25 protein-coding genes are annotated in these 24,551 nt (G+C 59.2%); 10 read left to right on the top strand and 15 right to left on the bottom strand.

Annotation, left to right across the window (positions count from 1 at the left end):
- Positions 1-159: 159 nt before the first annotated feature.
- The 5 genes from ACR3E2_RS01220 to ACR3E2_RS01200 form a co-directional block, all read right to left on the bottom strand.
- Entirely contained in the window at positions 160-681 is a 522-nt protein-coding gene (locus tag ACR3E2_RS01220; protein WP_480481916.1) for a DUF2478 domain-containing protein, read from the bottom strand.
- A gap of 70 nt (positions 682-751) precedes the next feature.
- Positions 752-1,417 (bottom strand): NnrU family protein, encoded by a 666-nt coding sequence (locus tag ACR3E2_RS01215; protein WP_480481918.1) that lies wholly within the window; start codon positions 1,415-1,417, stop codon positions 752-754.
- 105 nt (positions 1,418-1,522) lie between these two features.
- Complete coding sequence (locus ACR3E2_RS01210; protein WP_480481920.1) at positions 1,523-3,589, bottom strand: ABC transporter permease; 2,067 nt, start codon at positions 3,587-3,589, stop codon at positions 1,523-1,525.
- Positions 3,586-4,620 carry a quaternary amine ABC transporter ATP-binding protein gene (locus ACR3E2_RS01205; RefSeq protein ID WP_480492660.1) on the bottom strand — a complete coding sequence of 345 codons (1,035 nt, stop codon included), beginning with the start codon at positions 4,618-4,620 and terminating at the stop codon, positions 3,586-3,588. Before ACR3E2_RS01205 ends, ACR3E2_RS01210 begins: the two co-directional genes overlap by 4 nt.
- A gap of 25 nt (positions 4,621-4,645) precedes the next feature.
- Positions 4,646-5,596 (bottom strand): ABC transporter substrate-binding protein, encoded by a 951-nt coding sequence (locus ACR3E2_RS01200; RefSeq protein ID WP_209504562.1) that lies wholly within the window; start codon positions 5,594-5,596, stop codon positions 4,646-4,648.
- A gap of 418 nt (positions 5,597-6,014) precedes the next feature.
- Between ACR3E2_RS01200 and ACR3E2_RS01195 the strand changes: the two genes are divergently transcribed.
- Both ACR3E2_RS01195 and ACR3E2_RS01190 read left to right on the top strand, forming a co-directional pair.
- Positions 6,015-6,677, top strand: a complete 663-nt coding sequence (locus ACR3E2_RS01195; RefSeq protein ID WP_480481924.1) for a DNA-3-methyladenine glycosylase I — start codon at positions 6,015-6,017, stop codon at positions 6,675-6,677.
- Between the two features lie 42 nt (positions 6,678-6,719).
- Entirely contained in the window at positions 6,720-7,406 is a 687-nt protein-coding gene (locus ACR3E2_RS01190; RefSeq protein ID WP_480481925.1) for a hypothetical protein, read from the top strand.
- Here the strand turns inward: ACR3E2_RS01190 and ACR3E2_RS01185 are convergent.
- Complete coding sequence (locus ACR3E2_RS01185; protein ID WP_267366018.1) at positions 7,403-7,816, bottom strand: c-type cytochrome; 414 nt, start codon at positions 7,814-7,816, stop codon at positions 7,403-7,405. The genes ACR3E2_RS01190 and ACR3E2_RS01185 overlap by 4 nt on opposite strands.
- 97 nt (positions 7,817-7,913) lie before the next feature.
- Between ACR3E2_RS01185 and ACR3E2_RS01180 the strand changes: the two genes are divergently transcribed.
- A complete protein-coding gene (locus ACR3E2_RS01180) occupies positions 7,914-8,351 on the top strand; it encodes a DMT family transporter (RefSeq protein WP_480481927.1) in 438 nt (145 codons plus the stop codon).
- Here the strand turns inward: ACR3E2_RS01180 and ACR3E2_RS01175 are convergent.
- Positions 8,335-9,021: an ABC transporter ATP-binding protein gene (locus tag ACR3E2_RS01175; protein ID WP_480481929.1), complete on the bottom strand. Its 687-nt coding sequence runs from the start codon at positions 9,019-9,021 to the stop codon at positions 8,335-8,337. The genes ACR3E2_RS01180 and ACR3E2_RS01175 overlap by 17 nt on opposite strands.
- Positions 9,014-10,309 (bottom strand): lipoprotein-releasing ABC transporter permease subunit, encoded by a 1,296-nt coding sequence (locus ACR3E2_RS01170; protein ID WP_480481931.1) that lies wholly within the window; start codon positions 10,307-10,309, stop codon positions 9,014-9,016. Before ACR3E2_RS01170 ends, ACR3E2_RS01175 begins: the two co-directional genes overlap by 8 nt.
- Before the next feature lie 355 nt (positions 10,310-10,664).
- On the opposite strand from ACR3E2_RS01170, the gene ACR3E2_RS01165 reads away from it, so the two are divergent.
- Positions 10,665-11,024, top strand: a complete 360-nt coding sequence (locus ACR3E2_RS01165; protein WP_267366022.1) for a hypothetical protein — start codon at positions 10,665-10,667, stop codon at positions 11,022-11,024.
- A gap of 128 nt (positions 11,025-11,152) precedes the next feature.
- On the opposite strand, the gene proS is transcribed toward ACR3E2_RS01165, so the two are convergent.
- Positions 11,153-12,493 carry a proline--tRNA ligase gene (gene proS, locus ACR3E2_RS01160; protein WP_480481934.1) on the bottom strand — a complete coding sequence of 447 codons (1,341 nt, stop codon included), beginning with the start codon at positions 12,491-12,493 and terminating at the stop codon, positions 11,153-11,155.
- Positions 12,494-12,662: 169 nt separating this feature from the next.
- Between proS and ACR3E2_RS01155 the strand changes: the two genes are divergently transcribed.
- From ACR3E2_RS01155 to ACR3E2_RS01135, 5 genes are all read left to right on the top strand, one after another.
- On the top strand, positions 12,663-14,027 hold the full coding sequence (locus tag ACR3E2_RS01155) for an FAD-dependent oxidoreductase (protein WP_480481936.1): 1,365 nt from the start codon (positions 12,663-12,665) through the stop codon (positions 14,025-14,027).
- Positions 14,027-15,001 (top strand): isopenicillin N synthase family dioxygenase, encoded by a 975-nt coding sequence (locus ACR3E2_RS01150; protein WP_480481938.1) that lies wholly within the window; start codon positions 14,027-14,029, stop codon positions 14,999-15,001. Before ACR3E2_RS01155 ends, ACR3E2_RS01150 begins: the two co-directional genes overlap by 1 nt.
- A gap of 89 nt (positions 15,002-15,090) precedes the next feature.
- The gene (locus ACR3E2_RS01145; protein WP_480481940.1) at positions 15,091-16,164 is read left to right on the top strand and encodes an AI-2E family transporter; all 1,074 of its coding nucleotides are present in this window, start codon (positions 15,091-15,093) and stop codon (positions 16,162-16,164) included.
- Positions 16,165-16,854 (top strand): HdaA/DnaA family protein, encoded by a 690-nt coding sequence (locus tag ACR3E2_RS01140; RefSeq protein WP_480481942.1) that lies wholly within the window; start codon positions 16,165-16,167, stop codon positions 16,852-16,854.
- 49 nt (positions 16,855-16,903) lie between these two features.
- On the top strand, positions 16,904-18,448 hold the full coding sequence (locus tag ACR3E2_RS01135) for a Ppx/GppA family phosphatase (RefSeq protein ID WP_480481944.1): 1,545 nt from the start codon (positions 16,904-16,906) through the stop codon (positions 18,446-18,448).
- Between the two features lie 12 nt (positions 18,449-18,460).
- Here ACR3E2_RS01135 and ACR3E2_RS01130 read toward each other — a convergent pair whose 3' ends face one another.
- From ACR3E2_RS01130 to scpA, 6 genes are all read right to left on the bottom strand, one after another.
- Positions 18,461-18,835 carry a hypothetical protein gene (locus tag ACR3E2_RS01130; RefSeq protein WP_480481945.1) on the bottom strand — a complete coding sequence of 125 codons (375 nt, stop codon included), beginning with the start codon at positions 18,833-18,835 and terminating at the stop codon, positions 18,461-18,463.
- Positions 18,836-18,872: 37 nt separating this feature from the next.
- Positions 18,873-19,874 carry an endonuclease/exonuclease/phosphatase family protein gene (locus ACR3E2_RS01125; protein WP_480482343.1) on the bottom strand — a complete coding sequence of 334 codons (1,002 nt, stop codon included), beginning with the start codon at positions 19,872-19,874 and terminating at the stop codon, positions 18,873-18,875.
- A gap of 4 nt (positions 19,875-19,878) precedes the next feature.
- Positions 19,879-20,559, bottom strand: a complete 681-nt coding sequence (locus ACR3E2_RS01120) for a molecular chaperone DjiA (protein WP_267365678.1) — start codon at positions 20,557-20,559, stop codon at positions 19,879-19,881.
- Positions 20,560-20,604: 45 nt separating this feature from the next.
- Entirely contained in the window at positions 20,605-21,093 is a 489-nt protein-coding gene (locus ACR3E2_RS01115; protein WP_480481948.1) for an N-acetyltransferase family protein, read from the bottom strand.
- Positions 21,090-21,692 (bottom strand): VOC family protein, encoded by a 603-nt coding sequence (locus ACR3E2_RS01110; RefSeq protein WP_480481949.1) that lies wholly within the window; start codon positions 21,690-21,692, stop codon positions 21,090-21,092. The genes ACR3E2_RS01115 and ACR3E2_RS01110 overlap by 4 nt, the downstream gene beginning before the upstream one ends.
- 103 nt (positions 21,693-21,795) lie before the next feature.
- Entirely contained in the window at positions 21,796-23,922 is a 2,127-nt protein-coding gene (gene scpA, locus ACR3E2_RS01105) for a methylmalonyl-CoA mutase (protein WP_480481951.1), read from the bottom strand.
- Between the two features lie 168 nt (positions 23,923-24,090).
- Here scpA and ACR3E2_RS01100 point away from each other — a divergent pair, with 168 nt between their 5' ends.
- Entirely contained in the window at positions 24,091-24,537 is a 447-nt protein-coding gene (locus ACR3E2_RS01100; protein WP_267365674.1) for a DUF4174 domain-containing protein, read from the top strand.
- The last annotated feature ends 14 nt before the right edge of the window (positions 24,538-24,551 follow it).

Below are 24,551 nucleotides of genomic sequence, written 5' to 3'. Positions count from 1 at the left end.
TGCTGTTGGTCTGCCCCCATTCTCAGATGCGACAGACCTGATCCGTTTTACACATCTTAAACCGGCGCTAACGCGACCGGATTGTGAACGAAGGGTGCCGCGTGGCCTTCGCCACCACATGTCATGACGTTCAGATCAATGCGCCGGTCGATTGCGCACCTATTCCGCAGCCGGGCGCATCTGCGCTATGCGGTTGAACCAGCCTATGATGTCGTCCAAATCCGCAGGCAGCTCTTCGGCCGCACCTTCGGCGAAAGCGTTGAATTTTTCCGCGTTCAACCCGTTCACGCCGACCAGCACCGGAATATCCAGCGCCAGCGCTTCGCCGATCACCGGGCGGAACCCCCGCCCATCAGACTCATGTTTACCGAATTTGTTGATAATCAGCAGGTCCGGTGCGTTCGCAAGCGAGGCAGTCACATACCCAACCGCCTGTTCCAGCGCTGCGGGGTCCAGACGGCAGCCGCGCGACTGCGAGCCCAGCGATTGCGAGATACGGATGGTATCCCCATCCGGCAACACGCGGACATCCATGTCGCATTTGCTGCTGTCGGTACATTCCGTATTCGTCTGGACGACACCGGCCAGTTTCGCGCCGGATGCCAGCAGACGCTCAGCAACAGCGCTCAGCAAGCGATCCGTCGCGCCGCGGTCGGTGGTAGTGACATAGGCCAGATGCATCTTGGACCTCTTGTAATTCGATTGTGACGTTTCAAATAGCACGCAAGGCGCAGCCCGACCACTCCCCCAGTCAAGGAAGCGGCGACAGACCAATCACAGGTGTGTGCAGGTGAAGAAGAACCGCATAAGCGGCCAGTGCGGTCAGCCAGACCCAAGGGCGTGGCCAGGGTCGCGGTGAGCGCAGTGAGAACCGCGCCGTATTTCGGGACAACCGAACCCATTCAAAGCCCATCTCACGCGATTTACGCCTGTCGATCAGGATCGTGCCCATAACAGAAAATCCGGCAAACAGGCCAAACAGGATCACATGTGACAGGCTTCCATTGGCCAGAAGATGCGCCAAGGACCACAACAGCAGCGCGGCTAGGATCGGGTGGCGGGTGGTGCGCAGAATACCGGGGTGTTCGGGGTCAAAAGGCCTTTTGCCCATCCCACCGAAAGAAAACGGGTTCTGGATCGCAAGCCCGGCCACAGCCAGCCAGCACACCACGGGCATGATCAGTATTGGCACCCAGCGCAAGACTGCGAACGGCGGAATGACCTCGACATAGGGGGCGTTTGCAGCGGCGACAATCAGCCAGGCCAGCACGGCCAGCGACAGAAGTGAATAGGCCGCGAAATACCCCCGGCGCCCGAGCGTGCCGATCAGCCAGCCCCGCACGGTGGGCCGTACAGGAATTGCATGGCTGAGCAGGAAAACGATGAGTGCTGCAAGAAATAGGCCCCAACCGGTCATGATATTCTCCAACGTGTTGGGGTCGGTCTAGAGTGAGAGGGCAGCGACTTCCTTGCCCGAAATCAAGTTGGGTCACAGGGGCGAATACACCGCCCCTGCCCTGTATTACAGCCCAAGCGCCGCGCGGCGTTCTTCGGCAAAGCCCTGCACGATGCGGTCGGCGATCAGTGCCAGAATCGCCATCGCGGCCCCGGCAGATATGCCCAATCCTACATCCGCCTGACCCAGCGCCAGATATATCGACTGGCCCAGACCGGTGGTCCCGATCAGTGCCGCGATGACCAGCATGGCAAAGGCATAAAGGATGGTCTGGTTCAGCCCAAGCAGGATGGTCGGGGCCGCATAAGGCGCCCTCACATCGCGCATGATCTGCCACTCGGTCGCGCCGCTTGAAATTGCGGCCTCCATCATCTCATCCGGTGTATTGACCAGCCCGTGCCGCGTGTAGCGGATCATCGGGACAATCGCATAGGCACAGATGGCCAGAAAGGCCGAGAACTCGCCAATCTGGAACACCATCAGCACCGGGATCAGGAACACGAAAAGGGGGATCGTCTGCAACATGTCACAGATCGGGCGAACCACGTTCCACACAGGCTGCCATACCGCGCTGGCAAGGCCGATCAGCCCACCCGCCAAAGCGCAGGTAAACACCGCTGCACCGCTGAGATAAAGCGACAGCAGCGCCCTTTCCCACAGGCCCGAGACGAGGATGGTGCAGAGCAGCCCCACGCAGAGCGCGGCCAGACGCCAGCCCCCGGCAACCCAGCCCAGCGCGGCAGCGCCAGTCAGGACAAAGGGCCACGGCAGGTTCGCGATACCGGTTTCCAGCATTCCAATCAGAATCAGAACGACCAGCCCACCAGTCAGCCGTCCGCGCCACACCATCAAAAGCGCAATCCCGGCACCGGCCGCAAACAGGCCAAAGCTCATGCTCGACGTCCACTGGAAACCCCATGTGAAGGGCAGCACCGCCTGATCCAGCCCGATCCGCAGCGGCAGCAGTACATAGAACAGCGAGTTGTTTTTGAGGGCGTCCAGCCACTGGCCATTGGCCTGCGTGAATGCGGTCAGGCCGCTGTCCACGGCTTCGGCCATCGGGTCCAGCAGGGTCAGCTCCGCAGGGTTTGGCAACCACGCCCAGAAGGCCGCCGTGAAGACAACAGCAAAACCCAGCATCGCCCAGACAACACGGCTGTCATAGCGTTTACGCTCGGTCGCCAAAGTGCCGCTCATCCGGTCGATCACCACGGCAAAGACCACGATAACCAGACCCGCCATCAGCGACTCGCCGAACTGCGCCTTGCGCATGGTCAGCAGAACCTCCCAGCCGATATCGTTGAACCCGCCGATGACGGCGGCGATGATAACCATCGACAGAGCAGCCATCAGGCATTGGTTCACACCGACCATGATCTGAGTGGTGGCGGCAGGGATTTCGACCTGGAACAGTTGCTGGAACCGAGTGCCGCCGGACATGATGGCCGCCTCTTTGATCTCGGGCTCCACCCGTTCCAATCCCAGCATCACATTGCGCGCCATGGGCGGTGCGGCATAGATGGCCGAAGCAATCAGACCAACAACAGGACCAAATCCAAACAGCAGCAGCAGCGGTGTCAGATAGGCAAAGGTCGGCACCGTCTGCATGATGTCCAGCACGGCCTGCACAAAGGATTTCACCTTTGGCACTTCGTTGGCGAGGATGCCGATGCCGCCCCCAATGACCAGCGCCACAGGGACAGACACGGCGACAAGCGCCAGCGTATTCATGCTTTCGGCCCAATAGCCCGAGGCCAAAACAAAGCTGAGGCCCAGAAAGCCAAGTGCGGCCATGGACAAGCCGCCCAGATACCAGCCCAACGCGGTCACAATCCCGATCAGGATAGGCCATGGCGTTTTGCCTAGCACGAAATTCGCCCAGTTCATTGGGTGGGTCATCAGGTCCGAAAACAGCCGCATTGCCGGTTTGATCAGGTTCAGAAACCAGTCCAGAAACGCGCCAACCCATTGGGTTGCAGGCAGTTCCCACGCGGCGGGCCACTTGACCAGCCACGGGGCGATACCCTCGAGCGCGAGGCAAACTGCACCGACGATAACAGTTATCAGGGCGGCCTTCGCACCTGCCGTCAACTGCGCACTGCGCCGTGTCGGGAGGTCGGTTATGGCGGTCATGTCTCGTCCACCTGGAGAGCTGCGGCCAGATCGGACGGATGCACCGTGCCGACGACATTGCCTGCCTCATCCCGTACGGGCACGGGTTCATACAGCTCCATGCAATGCGCAAGGGCTGCGTCCAGCGTCATCGAGGTGGTGAGGCCGGGATCATCCGGGCCACATTCCGCCTTGCTCCGCATCACCGAGGCGACTTTGGCGTGCTGACCTTTGGCGACATCCTTCGAGAATTCGCGCACGTAATCATCCACCGGGCGCAACACGATATCTGTGGGCGTTCCGATCTGAACAATCTTGCCGTCGCGCATGATTGCAATGCGGTCGGCCAGCTTCAGCGCCTCTTGAATGTCATGGGTGATAAAGACGATGGATTTCTTCAGCGTCGCCTGAATGCGCAGGAATTCATCCTGCAACTGGCGGCGGATCAATGGGTCGAGGGCCGAGAACGGTTCATCCAGAAACCAGATATCGGGATTTACGGCGAGGCTGCGGGCAATGCCCACACGCTGGCGCTGGCCACCTGAAAGCTGGCGCGGAAAGCTGTCTTCGCGCCCTTCCAAACCGACCAGTGAGATCACCTCCTGTGCGCGCGCCAGCCGTTCCTTCTTGCCCACACCCTGCACGCGCAGCGGATAGGCCACGTTTTCGGAAACGGTCATATGCGGGAACAGGCCGAAATGCTGGAACACCATGCCCAGTTTTTTGCGGCGCAACTCGGTCAGGGCCTTCTTCGAGGCTCCGATGACATTTTCGCCGTCCACCCGAATCTCACCGCCCGTGCCAGGTAGCAGCTGCGAAATGCAGCGGATCAGCGTGGATTTGCCCGAGCCCGACAGACCCATGATGACAAAAAGCTCGCCCTCCTGAACTTCGAAATTGGCATCCTGAACGGCAGGGATCAGCCCCTGTTCCCGAAGGGCGGCGGCAGCCTTGTCTGCGTCATTCCCTGACCGAGACAGCGCGTCGGTCAGGGCTTTGTCAGCGCCGGGGCCAAACACCTGCCAGAGATTCCGGCAGGCGATGGCTGGCATGGTCGTGTCCGTCACTTACGCGGGCTCACTGGGTTGCCGCGTCTACAACCGGACGCCATTTGCCTTCGTTTTCAGCCATCCATGCGGCGACAACTTCTTCGACCTTTCCGCCGTCAACGTCGATCGCGCCCATCATCGGCTGCTGGTCTTCAACCGCCAGCTGATAGTTGGTCAGGATTTCAAAGGCTGCCGGCCATTTCTCTTCCATACCGCTCCAGCCGGCTTTGAAGATGCGCGAGGGAGAGAAGTCGCAGTCATTGACAGCGTTCGGGTTCGGGCCCCAGGCCGGATCACTGAAGCACGCCTCTTCACCGGCTGGCAGTTCAACGAACTGAACGTCATAGGCCGACATCGCCCAATGCGGCTGCCAGAAGGTGATCAGCAGTGGCGATTTGCGTTCGGTCGAAGCGCGCAATTCCGCGATCAGCGCCCCTTCGGACCCTGCAGGTACGGCTTTGAAAGGCAATTCCAGACCGGTCATGCGATCCGCGCCCGGAGTACCCCAATCGGCCGGGTAGTCGACCAGACGACCACCGGGCAGAGTTTCCGCCGTCGCAAAGACCTGTGCACAATCTTTCAGCGCTTCCCATGCGGGCAGGCCCGGGCACAGATCGGCCACATGCGCCGGGTATGCGATGCCTTCCTTGGCATCCAGACCCAGATCACCGATTTCGACCACAGTGCCTTCACCGATTTTCTTGGCGTATTCATCGGAAACGTTGGAAGACCAGATTTCCAGTGTCGCGTCGATGTCGCCATCGGCCAGCGCCTGGAACTGGTTCATCATGCCAGCGGTCACATATTCGACGTTGTACCCGGCTGCCTTGAGCATCTCACCCGCCACATGCGTGGTGACGTGCTGGCCGGTCCATTCGTTGATCGCCAGTTTGATCGGTTCATCCACGGCGCCCATATCCGCCGCCTGCGCCGCGCCTGCAACGCTCAGAGCCATTAGGCTTACACTTAGTTTTTTCATGGACTTAACTCCCTGTCATATTTGTTTTGCCCATCCCGGCAAGGATTTTCCCGCCGGTCTTTCTGTCTGATGACAATGCCATGCCGCAGCATGCACAAATTTGGCTGGAAAAGAACAGTGATCCGTTTCCAAATTGTGGAAAAGATCTTTCTGCCAGATTGTTCCCCCCTCCCGGCTCCCTTTACGCATCCAACCCGGCTAGCCCTTGTTTCATTTCGCTAAGACGGGACATTGACTGACGAGTCAATCAGAAAACATTTTGCCACCTTTTGTCGAGAACTTCTTTCAAAAAACCGCATTTTTCTGCGAATTCGGTTATTCCGGGGACTGCCTCAAATCTGGAAACGGTCATATTTTTTATTGCCAAACAAGAACAAAAGGCAAACATTCATTGTCGGGCAACATCAAGGTTAGACAGATGCGAACGTTTGACGAAATCTTTGAAATCGCAGCTGCGCGCCACGGCGGTCCAGAAGCACTGGACGCAAAACTGAGCAAACCGAAAACCCCTGAGGAACTGGCAGCGATGCCCGAGGATCGCTGGCTGTCGATCATCACGAAATGTATCTTTCAGGCCGGTTTCAACTGGAAAGTCATCGAAAACAAATGGGACGGGTTCGAAACAGCCTTTGACAGGTTCGACGTGGGGCGATGCGCGTTCATGGATGATGAGAAGTTTGACACCCTGTTGCAGGATACGCGCATCGTCAGGAATGGAACCAAGATCGCGGCTGTACGGGATAACGCTGCGTTCCTGCTTGAGCTGCGCGAGGAAGGCGGCGTGGGTAAAGTGCTGGGCGGCTGGCCATCTGATGACTACGTCAATCTTCTGGCCATGCTGGCCAAACGCGGGGCCCGACTGGGCGGCGCTTCGGCACAGTACGCGATGCGGTTTGCCGGGCGGGACAGCTTCATTCTGTCCCAGGATGTCACAGCCCGCCTGATTGCCGAAGGTGTGATCGACAAGCCTGCCACCTCGAAGAAAGCGATGGAGGCGGTTCAGAACGCCTTTAATACATGGATGGGTCAGTCCGGGCGATCACTTACGGAAATCAGCCGGGTTCTGGCCATGAGTCTGTGAAAACGGTTTGCGGAATACCCGCAGCGGAATAAGATTCAACTTATGGTTCTGCGTGTATTCTTTGCTTCTTTTTTGTTGCTGGCCGCCTGCGGTCGTGAGTTGACCGAGCAGGAGCGCGATTTTGCGGAAACCATTCAGGGGGAAACCCTGAATCTGGATCACATCCGTCTGGTCGAAGGTGCCCCGGTGGCAAACGTGACGTATTTCCGCGAAGAACGCCCGCGACTGGCCTGCCGCGAACGCATTCTGCCCCCGGTGGACCCCGGGCCGGTGACGGGCAAACCTGCCGCCGTGGCCCTCTTCAACAAAGTCTACTTTGCCCGCGACTGGTATCTGGAGGACTATATGGCCGACTTTCCGGATCAGATGAACCTGCTGGCCGCGATGCTTTTGGCCCATGAGCTGACGCATGTCTGGCAATGGCAGAATCGCCGGACCACGGGTTACCACCCCCTGCGCGCTGCGGCGGAACATGGGGGCCGAAGGGATCCGTATCTGTTCGACCTAGAAACTTCTCCGGATTTTCTGACCTACGGGTTCGAACAGCAGGGCGCGATTGTCGAGGAATACGTGTGCTGTCGCGCGCTGGCCCCTCAGGCCAAGCGCACCAAAAGACTACACGACATGCTGGGTGCCCACTTTGATCTGTCGCCCCTGCCGGAACAGGGGCGCGAGCGCCCGGTCCTGATCCCGTGGAGCGAAGCCAGGATCGAGGGGATTTGCAGTTAGTTCCGGGCGCGCTGCAGGGTTTCCAGATATGCCACCAGATCAACGATCGGCTGGCTGGTCAGAATCGGCTGACCTTCCGGTGTTTTCATGGATGTGTCCTGCCCGTCAAAATAAGGGCCATAGACCGGCATCGGGCTGCCATGGCTGACCAGCGGATCCCTGCCGTCGATGCGGGCGACAACGCGGGCAGTCGGGAACACCCCGCTTTCGCTGGACAATGCGGTCAGATCGGACGGCTGAACAACCAGCACACTGGCCATCGGCCCCTGCCCGGTTGCGTCAATCCCGTGACAGGTCGCGCAGTAATGCAAATAGAGTTCCTCTCCGGTCGCGGCATCCTGCGCCCAAGCAGCTTGTGCGGCAGCAGCCGAGACCCCGAGAACCAGCATACCGATCGTTGCCTTGAACATCGTATCCTCCTGTCACAATTGACATTTGCAGGGTTGCCCGACAGGCATATGGGCGCAATGATCCAGATCAACGAAACAGGTGCAGAGGGTTCGGGCAATGACACAATACGCAGCCATCATGCTGGCCGCCGGATTTGGAATTCCGATACTGGCCGCTCTTAACGCGGCCCTTGGCAAGGTCATCGGATCACCGACAACGGCAGCTGTGGTGCTGTTTGCAATTGCCCTGGCCGCCTCGGTTCTGACCATGCTGTTGTTTCCCGGTTTTGCAGCCTTGACCAAGGTTGCGCAGGCCCCGAAACACCTGTTGTTCGCTGGCATCCTGATTGCATTCTATGTGTTGTCGATCACCCATGTCGCCCCGCATTTCGGTGTGGGAAACGCCGTGTTCTTTGTCCTGTTGGGGCAATTGATCAGTGCCGCGGCAATCGATCACTTCGGCCTGTTCGGCGCGCAGGTTGCACCCCTCACCCTGATGCGGGCAGGAGGTATCGCGGTCATGGCCATCGGTGTTGCAATCACTCAACTGGCCTGAGCACGCCACCCTCAAGCCGGACCATGCGATCCATGCGCGCCGCCAGTTCGAGGTTGTGGGTCGCGATCAACGCCGACAAACCGTCGTCCCTCACAAGTTTCATCAGCGCATCGAACACCTGATCCGAAGTTTCAGGGTCCAGATTGCCTGTCGGTTCGTCCGCCAACAAAACACGTGGCGCGTTGGCAAGCGCCCGACAAAAAGCCACGCGTTGTTGTTCACCGCCCGACAGCGCCGCAGGACGGTGGCTGGCGCGCGGGGCGACGCCCACACGGTCCAGCAGATCCAATGCCCGTGCCTGAGCAGCTTTTTCGGACGCGCCATTGGCCAGTTGCGGCAATGTGATGTTTTCCAGCGCCGTAAACTCGGGCAGCAGGTGATGGAACTGATATACGAAACCGATATCCTGCCGACGCAACGCCGTTCTGGTTCGGTCGCCCTTGCCGTTCACATTCTGCCCCCCGATTTCCACGGTTCCGTTGTCAGGCCTATCCAGCAGACCGGCGATGTGCAGAAGCGTCGATTTACCCGCCCCTGACGGCGCAACCATGGCCACAGCCTCACCCGCGCGCAGTTCGAGGTCGACCCCGCGCAGAACCTGCACCTCGCCCGGTGTGCCTTTGAGGTAGGTCTTGGTCAGACCGTTCAGTCGCAAAGTGACATCATTCATAGCGCAGCGCCTCGACCGGGTTCAGCCGCGCCGCGCGGCGGGCGGGGAAATAGGTGACGATGAAAGACAGGCCAAGCGACAGGCCCGTCGCCTTGAGCACATCGCTCAGATGCAGTTCGGCCGGCAGGGCGTAGATGCCACGGATCGACGGATCCCACACGCCACCGCCCATCACGTAGTTTACGAATGAGAAAATCGGATCAATGTAGATCGCAAAGAGGCATCCCAGGATGACCCCCATTGCAGTGCCAATCAGGCCGGTGAACGCACCACAGATGAAAAAGACGCGCAGAACCGATCCCTCGCTCAGGCCGATCGTGCGCAGGATTCCGATATCGCGCCCCTTGTTCTTTACCAGCATAATCAGGCCCGAAACGATGTTCATCGCAGCAATCAGAACGAGGATCGACAGGATGATGAACATCACATTATCCTCAACCTCGAGCGCGCGTAGAAAGCCGCCGGATGCGTCCTGCCATGTCCAGATCTGGCTGCGCTCGCCCGACGCCTCAAGAATGGGAATCAGGATCGGGCCAAGATCTTCGGGCTTGTCCACCATCACTTCGATCTCATCCGCCACACCTTCACGGTTGAAAAAGCCCTGCGCCTGCGAAAACGGCATGTAGACGCGGGTGCGGTCGATGTCATAGCGACCGGCCGAAAACACATAGACAACGCGATAGGCATTCACGCGCGGCGACGTGCCAAAGGCGGTTTTGACCCCGTTGGGCGAGGTCAGTTTGACCACATCCCCGACAGTGGCCCCGATGCTGCGGGCCACACCCGATCCAATGGCGATGACATCCTCACCCGTCTGGAAGTCCGACAGGTCCCCCGCCGCCTGTTCCGCCTGCGCGATACCCGGCAGGTCGAGCAGATCGTCGGGTCGGATGCCAAACACCTCGACCCCGCTGCTGCTGTCGCGGTTGGTGATCAGCACCTGCCCCTTCACCAGCGGTGCGGCACGCTCAACTCCGGGCACCTGCGCTATGCGGTCGGTGCGTTCCTTGTAGTCGGCAATTGTTCGATCCACCCGGCCCTGCGCGTCAAATTCACCCGAGGAATAGACCGTCACATGCGCATTGGCGCCCAGAATGGTGCCGACGAATTCAGAGCGAAAACCTGAACGGACAGCCAGCGTTGCAATCAGCGCAAACACGGCAAGCGTGATCCCGATCAAAGAGATCCATGTCATCACGCTGACACCGCCTTCGGCCCTGCGCGCGCGCAGATATCGCCAGGCGATTTTCCATTCAAAAGGGGCAAAGGGCGGGGGTGTCTTGGCCATGCCTGCTCCGGGTTTTCTTGTTTGCGGCGACCCTTTCGGCATTTCGCCCAATGGTCAAGCCGGTTGTCACTCTGAACTGGCTCCTCAGCCTGAATGAGCCGAATCGTTGCAGGACATGACCAAAATACACGTGCAAAACAGGTGTCTTCTAATTCGGGCGCTACACCATGAGTTGTGAAGCGCATCACAGACAGAAGGTGATTGTTTCAGGTATGACGTTAATCATCGCACATCGTGAGCCACTGAATCGTAAAGGCAACAATAAGTGCGAAATTTTATTACTCTTTTTGATTATTTTCAGAAACTTTGCCACCCTAACCATGGGGGAACACATTTAAAGAGCGGGGGTCGCTCAATGAATTTACGAATTTCAACCAATGGCGCGGGTGCAATTTCGACCCGTCAGGCTTCAACAGAATTGGATTGTGAGACCGCAGCCTTGCTGCGCGCGGCCATCCGGCCGATCTTTGTCACCGCAGCAAGCTGGGGCAATCTGGCAGACATCCTGAAAGACAAAGGATATCGTCTGGTGTTCCGGCAGGGCCGTTTGTGTATCACGGATCGGGCAACCGATGCGCGGATTTGCGGATTGCGCTTTCTGGATATCGAGTTTCGCGAACTGATCAGCCGCCTTGGCCGCCCGATTGTTGTGGCCACAGGTGACGGAGCCAACGGAGACGTCCTGGCCGAGCGCCCGACGTCGGATCAAAACTGAGAACCGACCGACTGACGCGGTCGGCCTTCAGGTAGCCTGGGAAGGGCCGCCAGGTCTGAGCCTTCGGCACCCCTTCCGGATCACGGGGCGTGTTTCAACGCCCGCTTCATGCAGCAACTGATGGTCGCTCAGGCGATCTGCTGGTAAATCTCAGCAACTTTGGTAACGGCCGCTTCGGGGCTCAGTTCCTCGCTTTCGCCAGTGCGGCGGCAGGTCAGTTCAACCACACCATTCTTCAGACCGCGCGGGCCAACCGTGATGCGCCAGGGCAGACCGATCAGGTCCATCGTGGCGAATTTACCGCCAGCGCGTTCGTTGCGGTCGTCATAAAGCGGCTCCAGACCCAAAGCCGTCAGCGCCGTGTAGATCTTGTCACAGGCTGCATCGGCTTCTTCATCGCCCTGCTTGAGGTTGACGATACCGCAATGGAATGGGGTCACGCCCTCGGGCCAGATGATGCCCTTGTCGTCATGGCTGGCCTCGATGATTGCTCCTACAAGGCGGCTGACACCGATACCATGGCTGCCCATGTGAACCGGAACCGGTTTGCCATCCGGGCCTTGGACAGTCGCGCCCAAGGGATCGGAGTATTTAGTGCCAAAGTAAAAGATTTGACCCACCTCGATGCCGCGCGCCACGCGGCGGCGTTCTTCGGGGATCTGATTGAACAGCGCCTCGTCATGGGTTTCATCAGTGCGCGCGTATTTCGAAGTGAACTCTTCCAGAATGGCCTGACACTGTTCGCGGTTGTCATAATCGATGTCACGGTCGCCAAAGGTCAGGTCAGTGACAGCACTGTCATAGAAAACTTCGGATTCGCCGGTATCGGCCAGAACCAGGAACTCATGCGTGTCATCGCCACCGATGGGGCCGGAATCGGCGCGCATCGGAATCGCCTGAAGTCCCATCCGTTCATAAGTGCGCAGATAGCTGACCAGATGGCGGTTATAGGCGTGCAGCGCATCTTCCTTGGTCAGGTCGAAATTGTATCCGTCCTTCATGTAGAATTCACGGCCCCGCATCACGCCGAAACGCGGGCGGATTTCATCGCGAAACTTCCACTGGATCTGGTAGAGCGTCAGCGGCAGATCCTTGTAGCTGCTGACGTGGCCGCGGAAGATATCTGTAACCAATTCCTCGGCCGTCGGCGTGAACAGCATGTCCCGGTCATGCCGGTCCTTCATCCGCAGCATCTCCTGACCGTAATCGTCATAGCGCCCGGATTCACGCCACAGATCCGCCGACTGGATGATGGGCATCTGGATCGCGATGTGACCGGCCCGCGCCTGTTCCTCGTGGACGATGTTTTCCAGCTTGCGCAGCACTTTGAAGCCCAGCGGCAACCAGGAATAAATCCCGGCAGAGGCCTGCTTGATCATCCCTGCACGCAGCATCAGCCGGTGGCTGACGATCTGAGCCTCGGACGGGGTTTCCTTGAGAACGGGCAGAAAGTAACGGCTCAGGCGCATGGACGGACCTTCAAAGGTAAGAATTCGACTGGACAGGTGATTATGCCAAAGCCCCGCCGGGGGCAATCGCGCATTGGTGTTTTTCCGACCTTGCGGCAGTCGGTTTTTTGATTGACCCGCCAATCGGGAATCCCAATGGTAGCGGAAACGCAAATTCCATGAGGCGCCAATGCAGACCATTCAGGAACCCGCACGCCAAATCCCCGTCATTCATCAAACCGATGTTCTGGTCGTCGGTTCCGGCCCCGCCGGGTTGGCCGCAGCGCTTGCAGCGGCACGTGCGGGGGCCGAGGTATCTTTGATTGATCGGTTCGGCTGCATGGGTGGCAACATCACGGCGGTCGGCGTCGAAGGACTTGCCTGGTACCGGCACGAGCAAACCGTCGAGGCAGGCGGCATCGGGATGGAGTTCGAAACCCGCGCCAAGGAGATGGGGGCCGCCGTTCCCGAAAGCCAGTCGCTAAGTTATGAGTTGGACAGCGAAGGCTTCAAACTGGTCGCCGACAAGCTGGTCGAAGAGGCGGGTGTGCACCCGATGCTGCACCGACAATTCGTCGCGCCGATCCTGGATGGAGACCGGATCACCGGCGTCATCACAGAATCCAAGGCCGGGCGCGAAGCGATTTTGGCCAAGGTCGTCATTGATGCCACCGGCGACGCGGATGTAGCCCATCGTTCGGGCGCGCCGACCCACAAAACTCCGCGCGAGGACATGATGGCGGCTTCGGTCATGTTCCATCTGGCGGGCGTAGATAAACGCGCCTTCATGGAAGGTGTGAAAGCTGACCCGCAGACCTACAAGGACTGGGGCGGTGGCGGAGAGTGGAACATTGAGACCTCGGGTAAAGAGGACGACATGTTCTCACCCTTCGTGCACAAACCGTTCCAGCAAGCAATCGATCAGGGGCTGATCCCGCCGCATCTGAACACCATCGCCGGCACCTGGGGCGCGATGCATGACACGGGCGAGCTGACGTACATGAACCTCATCCATCTGGCCGAGGTTGACGGCACCGATCCCGACAGCCTGACGCGCGGCGAGATTGAAGGTCGCCGCCAGACCATGCTGGCCATCGAGGCGCTGCGACGGTTCATGCCCGGTTGCGAAAACGCACGTTTGCGGAATTTCGGTATGACCATCGGCATCCGCGACACCCGCAAGATCGACGCGGTCTACAACATGACCGAAAACGATGCCCGCCATCAGGGCCGGTTCGAGGATACGATCGGCATCTATCCCGAGTTCATCGACGGCTATGGCATCCTGATCCTGCCAACTACGGGGCGGTACATGCAAATCCCTTATCGCTCGATGCTGCCCAAGGGCATCAAAGGCCTGCTGGTTGCAGGACGGTCGCATGGCGCGGACCGGGTGGCACATGCCGCAACCCGAAACATGGCTTGTTGCGCGGTCTTAGGTCAGGGCGCGGGCATCGCCGCTGCGGTCTCACTGAAAAGCAATCAGGAGCTGGACCAGCTGAATCTGGCACCGGTTCGCGCTGAATTGCAACGCCAGGGGGTGAGGATTCACTGATGGACAGTATCCCAACGATTGATATCGCGCCTTTGACTGCCCCGGGAACCGCAGCCTATGACGCGACGGTCCGTTACATCCTTGCGGCCTGTCAGGGGATCGGCTTTTTGTCGATCACCGGGACAGGCGTATCCCGGCAGACCGTGGATCAGGTACGCCAGATCACCCGACAGATTTTTGCCGTCGATGACGCGCAAAAATGGGATCAGGCCATCACCCGCGCCAACTATCGCGGCTATATACCCATGGGGTTTTTCACACCCAATGATGGCTCGGGCAAAGCCGACAAATACGAGGGGTACAAACTGCATCACGAGGTCGCAGCAGACGACCCGGTGCGTGAGGATTGCGCGTTATACGGGCCAAACCTCTGGCCCGACGGTGTACCCGGTGCGAAAGAGGTCATTCTGGGTTACTGGCGGCAACTGGATCGCGTCACCGATCTGTTGCTGGGCGCGTTAGAGGCGGGACTGGATCTGAAAGCCGACGCGCTGCGCAGTGCATTCCGGGTCCCGATGACCAACATGACCCTGCTGCATTACCCGCCACAGGCCGAGGATGAGGCAGGCTATGGTATCCATCCGCACAAGGATACCGACGCCTTGACCATCATTGCCCCCGATCCGGTGGGCGGGCTTGAGGTGCAGACCCGCAGCGGTGGCTGGATCTCGCCCGATTGCCCGCCCAGTGGTTTCGTGGTGAATATCGGTGACATGCTGGAGCTGTGGTCGGGCGGGCGGTTGAAATCCACGCCCCATCGGGTTGTGAACCGGTCGGGGCGGGAACGGTACTCTTTTCCCTATTTCGCGGTGCCCCGTCACGACGTCGTCGTCGCGCCTTTGCTGCCGCCCCTGCCCGGCTTTGACCGTCCGGCGGTTCATTGCGGTCACTGGTCGGCCGAGATTTGGCGCACCAACTGGCCCGACGAAACCGCCACCGAAGACACCCCGGAATTGGGGACGTTGCGCGGCTGACCCCTGTAAACGCAAGCGCCATGAACCGCTTGCATCATGGGCTTTGATGCGCCAAGAACACCTGCAAGGGCCTGAACAAGGGGATCGCCATGGCTTTGCCGGTTAAGGATCAGCTGAGATACTGGAGCATCGCCGCTGCGGTTTTCGCGTTGATCCTGTGGGCCCTTGGCGATGTCTTGTTGCCTTTTGTCATCGGTGGGGCCATTGCCTATTTTCTGGATCCGGTCGCTGACCGGCTGGAGCGGCTGGGCCTGTCGCGTATGGCCGCTACGGCGGTCATCACGGTCGTCGGTGTTCTGGGGTTTGTACTGGCAATTCTGATGGTGGTCCCTGCGCTGATCACCCAGTTGTTGGATCTTGTCGATGTACTGCCTGATCTGTTCAAACAGTTGCGCAGTTTCATAGAAAAACAGTTCCCGTCCTTGCTTGACCGGGAATCGAGCACGCACGCGATGCTGGTGTCCTTTGGCGAAACGCTGAAATCCAAGACCGGGGACGTTATGCAGACGGTGCTGTCCTCGCTGGGTTCCGCGATCAACATCGTTGTTCTGTTGGTCATTGTGCCGGTTGTGGCCGTCTACTTGCTGTTGGACTGGGATCGCATGACCGCCCGCATCGGAGAGCTGCTGCCACGTGACCACGCCCCCATCATCAGGCGGCTGGCGGGTGAGATCGACGCGGTTCTGGCCTCGTTCGTGCGCGGCATGGGAACGGTCTGCTTGATCCTTGGCACCTATTACGCGGTTGCACTAATGCTTGCTGGTCTGCAATTCGGTCTGATTGTGGGCTTTATCGCGGGCTTGGTCACGTTCATACCCTATCTGGGCGCCCTTATCGGAGGCTCGCTGGCCATTGGGCTTGCGCTGTTTCAGTTCTGGGGCGACTGGGCTCATATCGGGCTTATCGCGGGTATCTTTGCCATTGGGCAGGTCACCGAGGGCAATTTCCTGACACCCAAGCTGGTCGGCAGCTCTGTCGGGCTGCACCCGGTTTGGCTCCTGCTGGCCCTGTCGGTCTTTGGCGCGCTGTTCGGCTTCGTCGGCATGCTAATCGCTGTCCCGGTCGCCGCAGCATTGGGCGTGCTGGCCCGCTTTGCCACATCGCTATACCTCGACAGCAGATTGTACACTGGTCTTGAAGGTCTGGATCAGGAAACCGAGTAAATGGCCCGACAACTCAGCTTTGATCTGCCCGCCAAAACTGCGCTCGGGCGAGAGGATTTCTTTGTGTCACCGGCAAATGCGCTGGCGGTGGCAATGATCTCGGCCACGTCCTGGCCTGGCAACAAACTGGTGCTGAGCGGACCTGCCGGTGCGGGCAAAACCCATCTGGCCCATGTCTGGGCCGCTGAAACCGGCGGGCGTATCCTTCAGGCCAGCGACCTGCGATATGACGATGTGCCAGACCTGGCGCGTATGCCGATTGCGGTCGAAGACGTGCCTTTGATTGCCGGTGATCTCGAGCAGCAAAAAACGCTGTTCCACCTGCATAATCTAGTACTGGCCGAAGGGCACCCCCTGCTGATGACCGGCCGTCTTGCGCCCAAATTCTGGGCGTTGCCGCTGGCCGATCTGCAAAGCCGGGTCGAAGGCGCGCATCACGTCGCTCTGGACCCGCCCGACGACGCATTGCTGGGCGCGGTTCTTGCCAAGTTGTTTGTTGACAGGCAGCTCAACCCCGGCCCCGATGTCATCGCCTATCTTGTCAAGCATATGGACCGGCGGTTTGAAAGCGCAGCCGACGTAGTATCCCAACTGGACCAATTGGCCCTGGCGGAAAAACGCGACATCACACGCGCTCTGGCCATTCGCGTACTGAACACGGCCCCGGATGAGGTCGAGACCAATGATTGACCCGCTGACGTCAATTTCGCATCCTCAAAAAGAACAATCTGGAAGGCACATGGATCAGACCGTCGAAACCGATATCCCGGACTGGGGAACAATCGGAAAGCCTCTGTTTGACAAACCGGACGCACGGGCGCTGTCGCGCGTCGGGGTTGTCGATGTCGGGTCGAACTCGGTCCGGATGGTTATTTTCGACGGGGCGGCCCGATCACCGGCTTATTTCTACAATGAAAAGGTCATGTGCGAACTGGGGGCGGGCCTGTCCGAAACCGGACGGCTGAACCCGCGTGGCCGCGAACGCGCCCTGGCGGCATTGCGGCGCTTCCAGCACCTGGCAATGGATCTGGACTTGCCCGGTTTGCATGTTGTGGCCACCGCCGCTGTGCGAGAAGCCTCGGATGGGCCCGAGTTCTGCGATCAGGTGCAGGCTGAAACCGGTTTGCAGGTGGCCATCATTGACGGTGACGAAGAAGCCCGCCTGTCGGCACAGGGTGTCCTGTTGGGATGGCCCGGAGCTTATGGGCTGATCTGCGATATCGGCGGGTCGTCGATGGAATTGGCCGAAATCGGCGGTGGTCAGGTCGGCCGCCGAGTGACCTCGCCACTTGGGCCGCTGAAACTGCGCGACATCAAAGGCGGGCGGCGCGCGCGAAAAGCGCATATCAAGGAAACGATGGAGGATCTGCGCAATCAGATGGGCCAGCAGCGAGACCGTTTGTTTCTGGTCGGCGGCAGCTGGCGCGCCTTTGCGCGGCTGGACATGCTGCGGCGGGGCTATCCGCTGAACGTTCTGCATGAATACCGCATGACCACCAAACAGGTGCGCGAGACGATCAAATACATCGAAAAACACGATGGTGAAAAGCTGCGTGCTCAGGCGGGCGTGTCGAGCTCGCGCATGGCGCTTATCCCGTATGCGATGGACGTTCTGGCGCGGCTGATCCGCACGTTCAAACCCAAAGATATCGCCATCTCAAGCTATGGGATTCGCGAGGGGTTGCTATATGAGCAGATGCCGCAGGAAGTGCGCGATCGCGACCCGCTGATCGAAGCCAGCCGGTTCTCGGAAGCCAAGGACGCGCGCCTGCCCGGATTTGGCAGCAATCTCTATGATTTTGTCATCCCGCTGTTCAGATCGGCACCGCCCAGCAGAGTGCGCCTGATCAAGGCGGCCTGCCTGCTGCACGATGTAAGCTGGCGCGCGCATCCCGACTATCGGGCCGAGGTGTGTTTCGACAACGTCACGCGCGCCAATCTGGGTGGTTTGAAGCATTCCGAGCGTGTCTTCATCGGATTGGCACTGCAACACCGCTATCGCAACAAACGGGAAGGCAATCGGTTCTCTCGGCTTTACGAATTGCTGGATGAAAAAAGCCAGAAACAGGCCGAGATTTTGGGCAAGGCCATGCGGTTTGGCGCGATGCTGTGGATGCACAACGATGCCAATATGGGGCAGCTCAAGTTTTTCCCCAAAAAGCGAGAGCTGGAACTGTATCTGCCCGAGGCCGCAGCCCCCCTGTTCAGCGAAGTGGCAGAAGCCCGGTTAAGCGCCTTGGCAGCAGCGCTGAAATCTCAGACTCGCGTGATTGTCAAAGGCTGACTCTTGAGCGGGTCAGATATCTGTAGGTCCTTCGGGCACCTCGATATCCCGCTTTTCAGGCTCAGATGGCTCTTGGGTCGGTTTTCTGCGGATAATGATATCGCCATTGGGCAGGATCTCGGGTGGTTCATAAACGCTCCAGTCCTTGACCTCAGCCGCCAGTTCAGCAAGCGCCGGGCCCATCTGCTGCAAGAATGACTGCATCGCCGGGCCAAACTCTTCTGCCAGACCCAGCAAGTTTTCCAATGCCGGTTCCATTTCCTTGCGCAGACCTTCGAAAAACAGTTCGGCCCCCTGTTCCATCAGGGATTTTTCATTGTCTTCCTGCGCCATTGCAGGCGCGGCAAGGAACACTGAGATCGTACTGATCAGCAAGATGCGTTTCATACCTGACATATAAGGCCCGTGTGGCAGGCTGGAAAGGTCACAGTTCAATATCAAGCGTGACCGGAAAATGATCGGAGGCCGTCAAAAGCGCCTGCCGCAATTCCGGTTCAGCCCAACAGGCGGCATCCTGAAACGGGTGCCAGATACGCCAGGACGGGCGATATGCTTGCAGGTCCGTTGTAATCATTATGTAATCCAGTAATGCGTCCAGAAATTTACCTTCTTCCGGGCGGGCAAAGCGCGCAGTAGCAGGCACCGGTCCGGGCCGAAACCTGTAGGCTGTGACGGCGTTCGGGTCGAACAATCCGGCTTGCAGCAACACCTCGACCGACGAGCGGCCAAAGAGGTGCTCAAACTCATCCAGCCCGGGGCCATCGTTCAGATCGCCCAGCAAAATGACGGGCTGTTTTTGCGCGACATGCCATTCGACCCGCCGTGCAAGCCAGATCGCTTGCGCCAGCTGCTTGCGGCGATTGGCAATCGAGATCCGGATCGCCTCGTCCCGCGATTCGGCACCGTGCGGCGCCTTGGATTTCAGATGTGCCCCGATCAGGCGAATTTTGTGCCCCGCTTGCGTCGTCACCGCCAGTTCCATCGGCGGTTTGGAGAACCGCACGACATCCTCGGTCGCATCAATGTCGAGGTCGATTTTAAACACGCCATCGAACCGGGGGGCCGCAGTATCTGCGATATCTCCCTTGGGGTCATGGCGAACACTCAGCACCGTTCTGTCATAGAGCAATGCCAGTTCCTGATGTGTGTCGTTTGCATAGCCCATCACCGCATCAGACGTGCGCAAGTCGAACGCTTCGGCAAAGGCTTGCAGGGCCCGAACCGTGTTCTGGCGTCTGCCCGTGTTGGGCGCCTCGACGATTACAATCGCATCAGCGTCAATGGCAGTCAGAACCTTGGCAATCGCTTCGATCTGCTGCGCTTTGGTGACGTCGTGCCTGCCGGACCAGCTGTCATCGACGATCAGCCTGTCTTTCTGGTCAAACAGATTGGCGAACCATTCGATATTATAGGTCGCCAGCCGCATCTGATCAGGCCCGCGCGCCGTTGATTTCATCCCAGGCGCGATTGATGTCGATCATCTTTTTCTCGGCCAGCCGGATCGCCTCTTCGGGGACACCCCGGGCCATCATGGCGTCGGGGTGCGTTTCCCGAACCAGCTGCCGCCAGACATTGCGAATGTCGGGCAGCGGCATGTCATGTGGAACGCCCAGAACCGTGTAAGGATCGTTTGGCGCATCCGGAACAAAGCGCGCCCGCAGTGCTTTGAACTGCGCGTCGGTTTGCCCGAAAATCTGGCTGACATCTTCGAGAAACGCGTTTTCGTTCGGATGATAGAAACCATCCGCCATCGCGATGTGAAAAAGACCTTCCATCAGGTCACACAGGGTTGTACTGTCTTCGGAAAACATGCGGGCAATTTTGCGGGCGTAGTCCTGATATCCCGCCACGTCCGTACGGGCCATGTTGAAGACGCGGGCTGCACCTTCCTCATCTTCGCGCGCGATCTGAAACACGTCGCGAAAGGCGGTGACCTCATCACGGGTCACCTGACCGTCTGCCTTGGCCATTTTGGCACCCAGTGCGATGACCGCAATCGTAAAGGCGACGGACCGTTCCGGTGGCGAGCGTAGTTTTTCAAAAACTGCGGTCAGGCTTTCGCCCTGGGCAAGCGCGCTGAGCGCATCGGATATGCGGGTCCAGATCGACATGACCGCACCCTAGCGTCACAATTCGGGACTGTCAGGTGCAACAGGTCATTCAGCACCAAGAATTTTCTGCATCAGCACAAGGTCCAGCCGCTGGCCGAACTTAAATCCGACTTCGGGCATCACCCCGACTTTCGAATAGCCAAGTGCGGCATGAAACGCCTCAGCCCCCGGATTGGCCGAGGATATGCCCGCGACCAGAACATGAACGCCTTGGGCTTGCGCGACTTCCTCCAGCTCTGACATCAACGCACGTCCCAGCCCTTTGCCCCACGCATCCGGTGACAGCTGGATCGTATGTTCGCAGGTTTGCGCATAACCGGGCCCGGTGCGGAAAGGGCCATATGTGGCAAAGCCGATAACGTGGCTGTCGTGCTCGGCAACCAGAAAACCGGGCGAGCGTGCCTTGATATCTTCGGCAATCTGGGCGGCGCTGCGTTCGTCCGTCGTGAAAGTGACCAAAGTGTCCCGGATGATCGCATTGGTGATCCGGGCAATGGCTGGAGCATCTGACGCTGTGGCCGGGCGAATGTTCATTCCAGCACCCGCAGCCCATGAGGTGTCTCAATTTCTGCCTGCAAAGCCGCGGGGCCGGTATCGAACACAACAAGATCCAGCTCACCCAGTCGACGGGCCAGTGTCAGGGCATCGGGGTGATAGACAACCAGACGCCGCAACCGGCACGCGCTGTCCTGCAACATGTTTGCCGGGTGCAGGTCGCCCTGCCATTCGATAAGGGCGGGAAACAGATTGTCGAACGGCAAACGCCCCGTTGGCGGAACCGCCATGCGCCATTGCAACGCGCCGCGGGTCAGGTCGATGGGCTCTCCGGTGCCATCGGGAAAGATCGACAGTGTGGCCTCGATATCCTCGACCCGGCATATCCAGTTCGTCAAACGCGGGCCGCCCTGAAAATTGTCCAGATCGAACCATCGCGGCCTGCCCGGAGGCTGCGCCTGCGGATCGATGGCAATCGCTTCCAGATAGAGCCCGTCTCTGAGCCCCAGCAGCCTGTTATGTGTCCCGAATTTTTCGTGTTTCCCACCGGGTTGCAGTGCAACACCAAGCGCCTGTTCGATATGCGCAGACGCTTCTTCAAGCGTTTCGCCCGCGACGGCCAGATGATCGAGTAACATGTGCACCCTCCTGCGAAAACGACCGGACCCAAAGGGATCCGGCCGCATGTTTTCGCCATTGGCGCAGGATCACAAGAGCTTTCGTTGAAAGACTTGCCTTGTGTCAGGGCCGCGCTTCGCGGATCAGGCGCAGAATGTCCTGAGCGGCCTCGGGAATGTTGGTGCCCGGACCAAAGATGGCCTTAACCCCGTGGTCATACAGGAACTGGTAATCCTGCTGCGGGATCACCCCGCCACAGATCACAATGATATCGTCGGCCCCTGCTTTCTTCAGCTCTTCCACCAGCTGCGGTGCCAGCGTTTTATGCCCCGCCGCCTGCGAGGAAATGCCGACCACGTGAACGTCATTGTCCACCGCGTCCTGCGCGGCCTCGGCGGGCGTCTGGAACAGCGGGCCAACGTCCACATCAAAACCGATATCAGCAAAGGCCGTGGCGATGACCTTGGCACCGCGATCATGCCCGTCCTGCCCCATCTTGACCACCAGCAGACGCGGGCGGCGGCCCTCGGCCTCAGCAAAGTCTTCAATGGATTTCTGGATCGCGGCAAAGCCTTCGTCGCCCTCATAAGCAGCGCCATAGACACCGGCCAGGGTTTTCACCTCGGCGCGGTGGCGGCCGAATTCTTTCTCCATTGCCATGCTGATCTCTCCTACGGATGCACGGGCGCGGGCGGCTTCGACCGCAGCGGCCAGCAGGTTTCCGCCCTCCTGGGCGGTCTTGGTCAGGGCGTCCAGCGCGGCTTGGCACGCGGCTTCATCACGGGTCGCGCGAATGCGTTCCAGCCGCGCCACCTGCGCCTCGCGAACGGCGACGTTGTCGACATCCAGAATGTCGATCGGGTCTTCCTGTTCCTTGCGGTATTTGTTGACGCCGACGATCACTTCGTCGCCCCGGTCAATCATGGCCTGACGGCGGGCTGCGCTTTCCTCGATGCGCAGCTTGGGCATACCCGAGGCAACGGCCTTGGTCATGCCACCCATCTCCTCGACCTCTTGCATCAGGGCCCAGGCTTTTTCGACCAGTTCATTGGTCAGGCTTTCGACATAGTAAGAACCGGCCAGCGGATCGACCACATCAGTCACACCGGTTTCTTCCTGAAGCACAAGCTGCGTGTTTCGCGCGATGCGGGCCGAGAAATCGGTGGGCAGCGCAATTGCCTCGTCCAGAGCATTGGTATGCAGGGACTGGGTGCCCCCAAGAACTGCACTCATCGCTTCATAGGCGGTGCGGATAACATTGTTGTAAGGGTCCTGTTCCTGAAGCGAAACGCCGGAAGTCTGGCAATGGGTGCGCAGCATTTTCGACCGTTCGGACTTTGCCCCGAACTCGGTCATTACCCGGTGCCATAGCGTGCGAGCGGCGCGCAGTTTGGCGATCTCCATGAAGAAATTCATGCCGATGGCAAAGAAGAACGACAAACGGCCCGCGAACTTGTCCACGTCCATCCCGGCCTCAGTCGCGGCACGGACGTATTCACGCCCATCGGCCAGCGTATAGGCCAGCTCCTGTACCAGGTTCGCCCCGGCCTCTTGCATGTGATAGCCCGAGATCGAGATCGAGTTGAACTTGGGCATCTCGTTCGACGTGTATTCGATGATGTCCGAGATGATCTTCATCGACGGTTCAGGCGGGTAGATATAGGTGTTGCGCACCATGAATTCTTTCAGAATGTCGTTCTGAATGGTGCCGGACAGGACAGATCTGTCGTGACCCTGTTCTTCACCCGCAACAATGAAACTGGCCAGGATCGGAACAACCGCGCCGTTCATGGTCATCGAGACCGAGACCTTGTCGAGCGGGATGCCATCGAACAGTATTTTCATATCTTCGACACTGTCGATGGCAACACCTGCCTTACCGACATCGCCCACAACGCGCGGGTGATCACTGTCATAGCCGCGATGTGTCGCCAGATCGAAGGCAACCGAAACGCCCTGCTGGCCTGCTGCCAGATTGCGTCGGTAGAACGCGTTCGATTCCTCGGCGGTCGAAAAGCCCGCATACTGGCGGATCGTCCATGGACGCCCGGCATACATAGTGGCCTTGACACCGCGGGTAAACGGGCCAAACCCCGGCAAAGACCCCATATGCGGCAGATCGGCGGTGTCTTCCTGGGTGTAAAGCGGTTTGACCGCGATACCTTCCAGCGTTTCCTTGGTCAGGTCGCCCAACGGACGTCCGCGCAGCTCTTTCTCGGCAAGCGCTTTCCAGTCCTTTGTGTCGGTCATTTCGATTTCCTCTCGTCAATACGGATGGCGGTCGCTGAAAGCGTCCGCGCCAAGGTCCTGCACTTGGCCTGTTCTTTCAGGCACAAGCGCGAAAATGTGGTCACCCGGCACAAATCGCCGGTCGCAATCGCGGGCACAGGGGCTATATTCGAAAGAACAGGAGGCCACATGACACGCACGCTTGCCTTTGTTTTCTCGGCACTAATCCCTCTGGCCGCCTTGGCGGCAGACGGAACCGCGCCGTCTGATGACAGCTTTGTCCGCCCGGTGGGTGAAAGTGAACTCAGCGAGTTTTTATGGGTAAAACGCCCCATCGTAGTTTTCGCTGACACGCCCGCCGATCCGCGGTTCCAGCAGCAGATCGATATGCTTGTCGCAGAAGAAGCAGCCATGCGCGACCGTGATGTCATCGTGCTGACAGACACGGACCCGTCTGCCCGGTCTCCGATCCGGACCAAGTTGCGCCCGCGTGGATTCCAGATGGTGTTCGTCGACAAGGACGGCGTGGTCAAGTTGCGCAAACCCAGCCCGTGGAGCGTGCGTGAGATTGGAAGGTCTATTGACAAGACCCCCCTGCGCGAACGCGAGATTCGCGAACGGCGCGAAGGGGGCTGAACGCTTTCGCCATG

Source organism: Ruegeria sp. AL7 (genome assembly GCF_056536105.1).
Note: the sequence above shows the minus strand (reverse complement) of the source record. Positions and strands in the feature narration are given on the sequence as shown.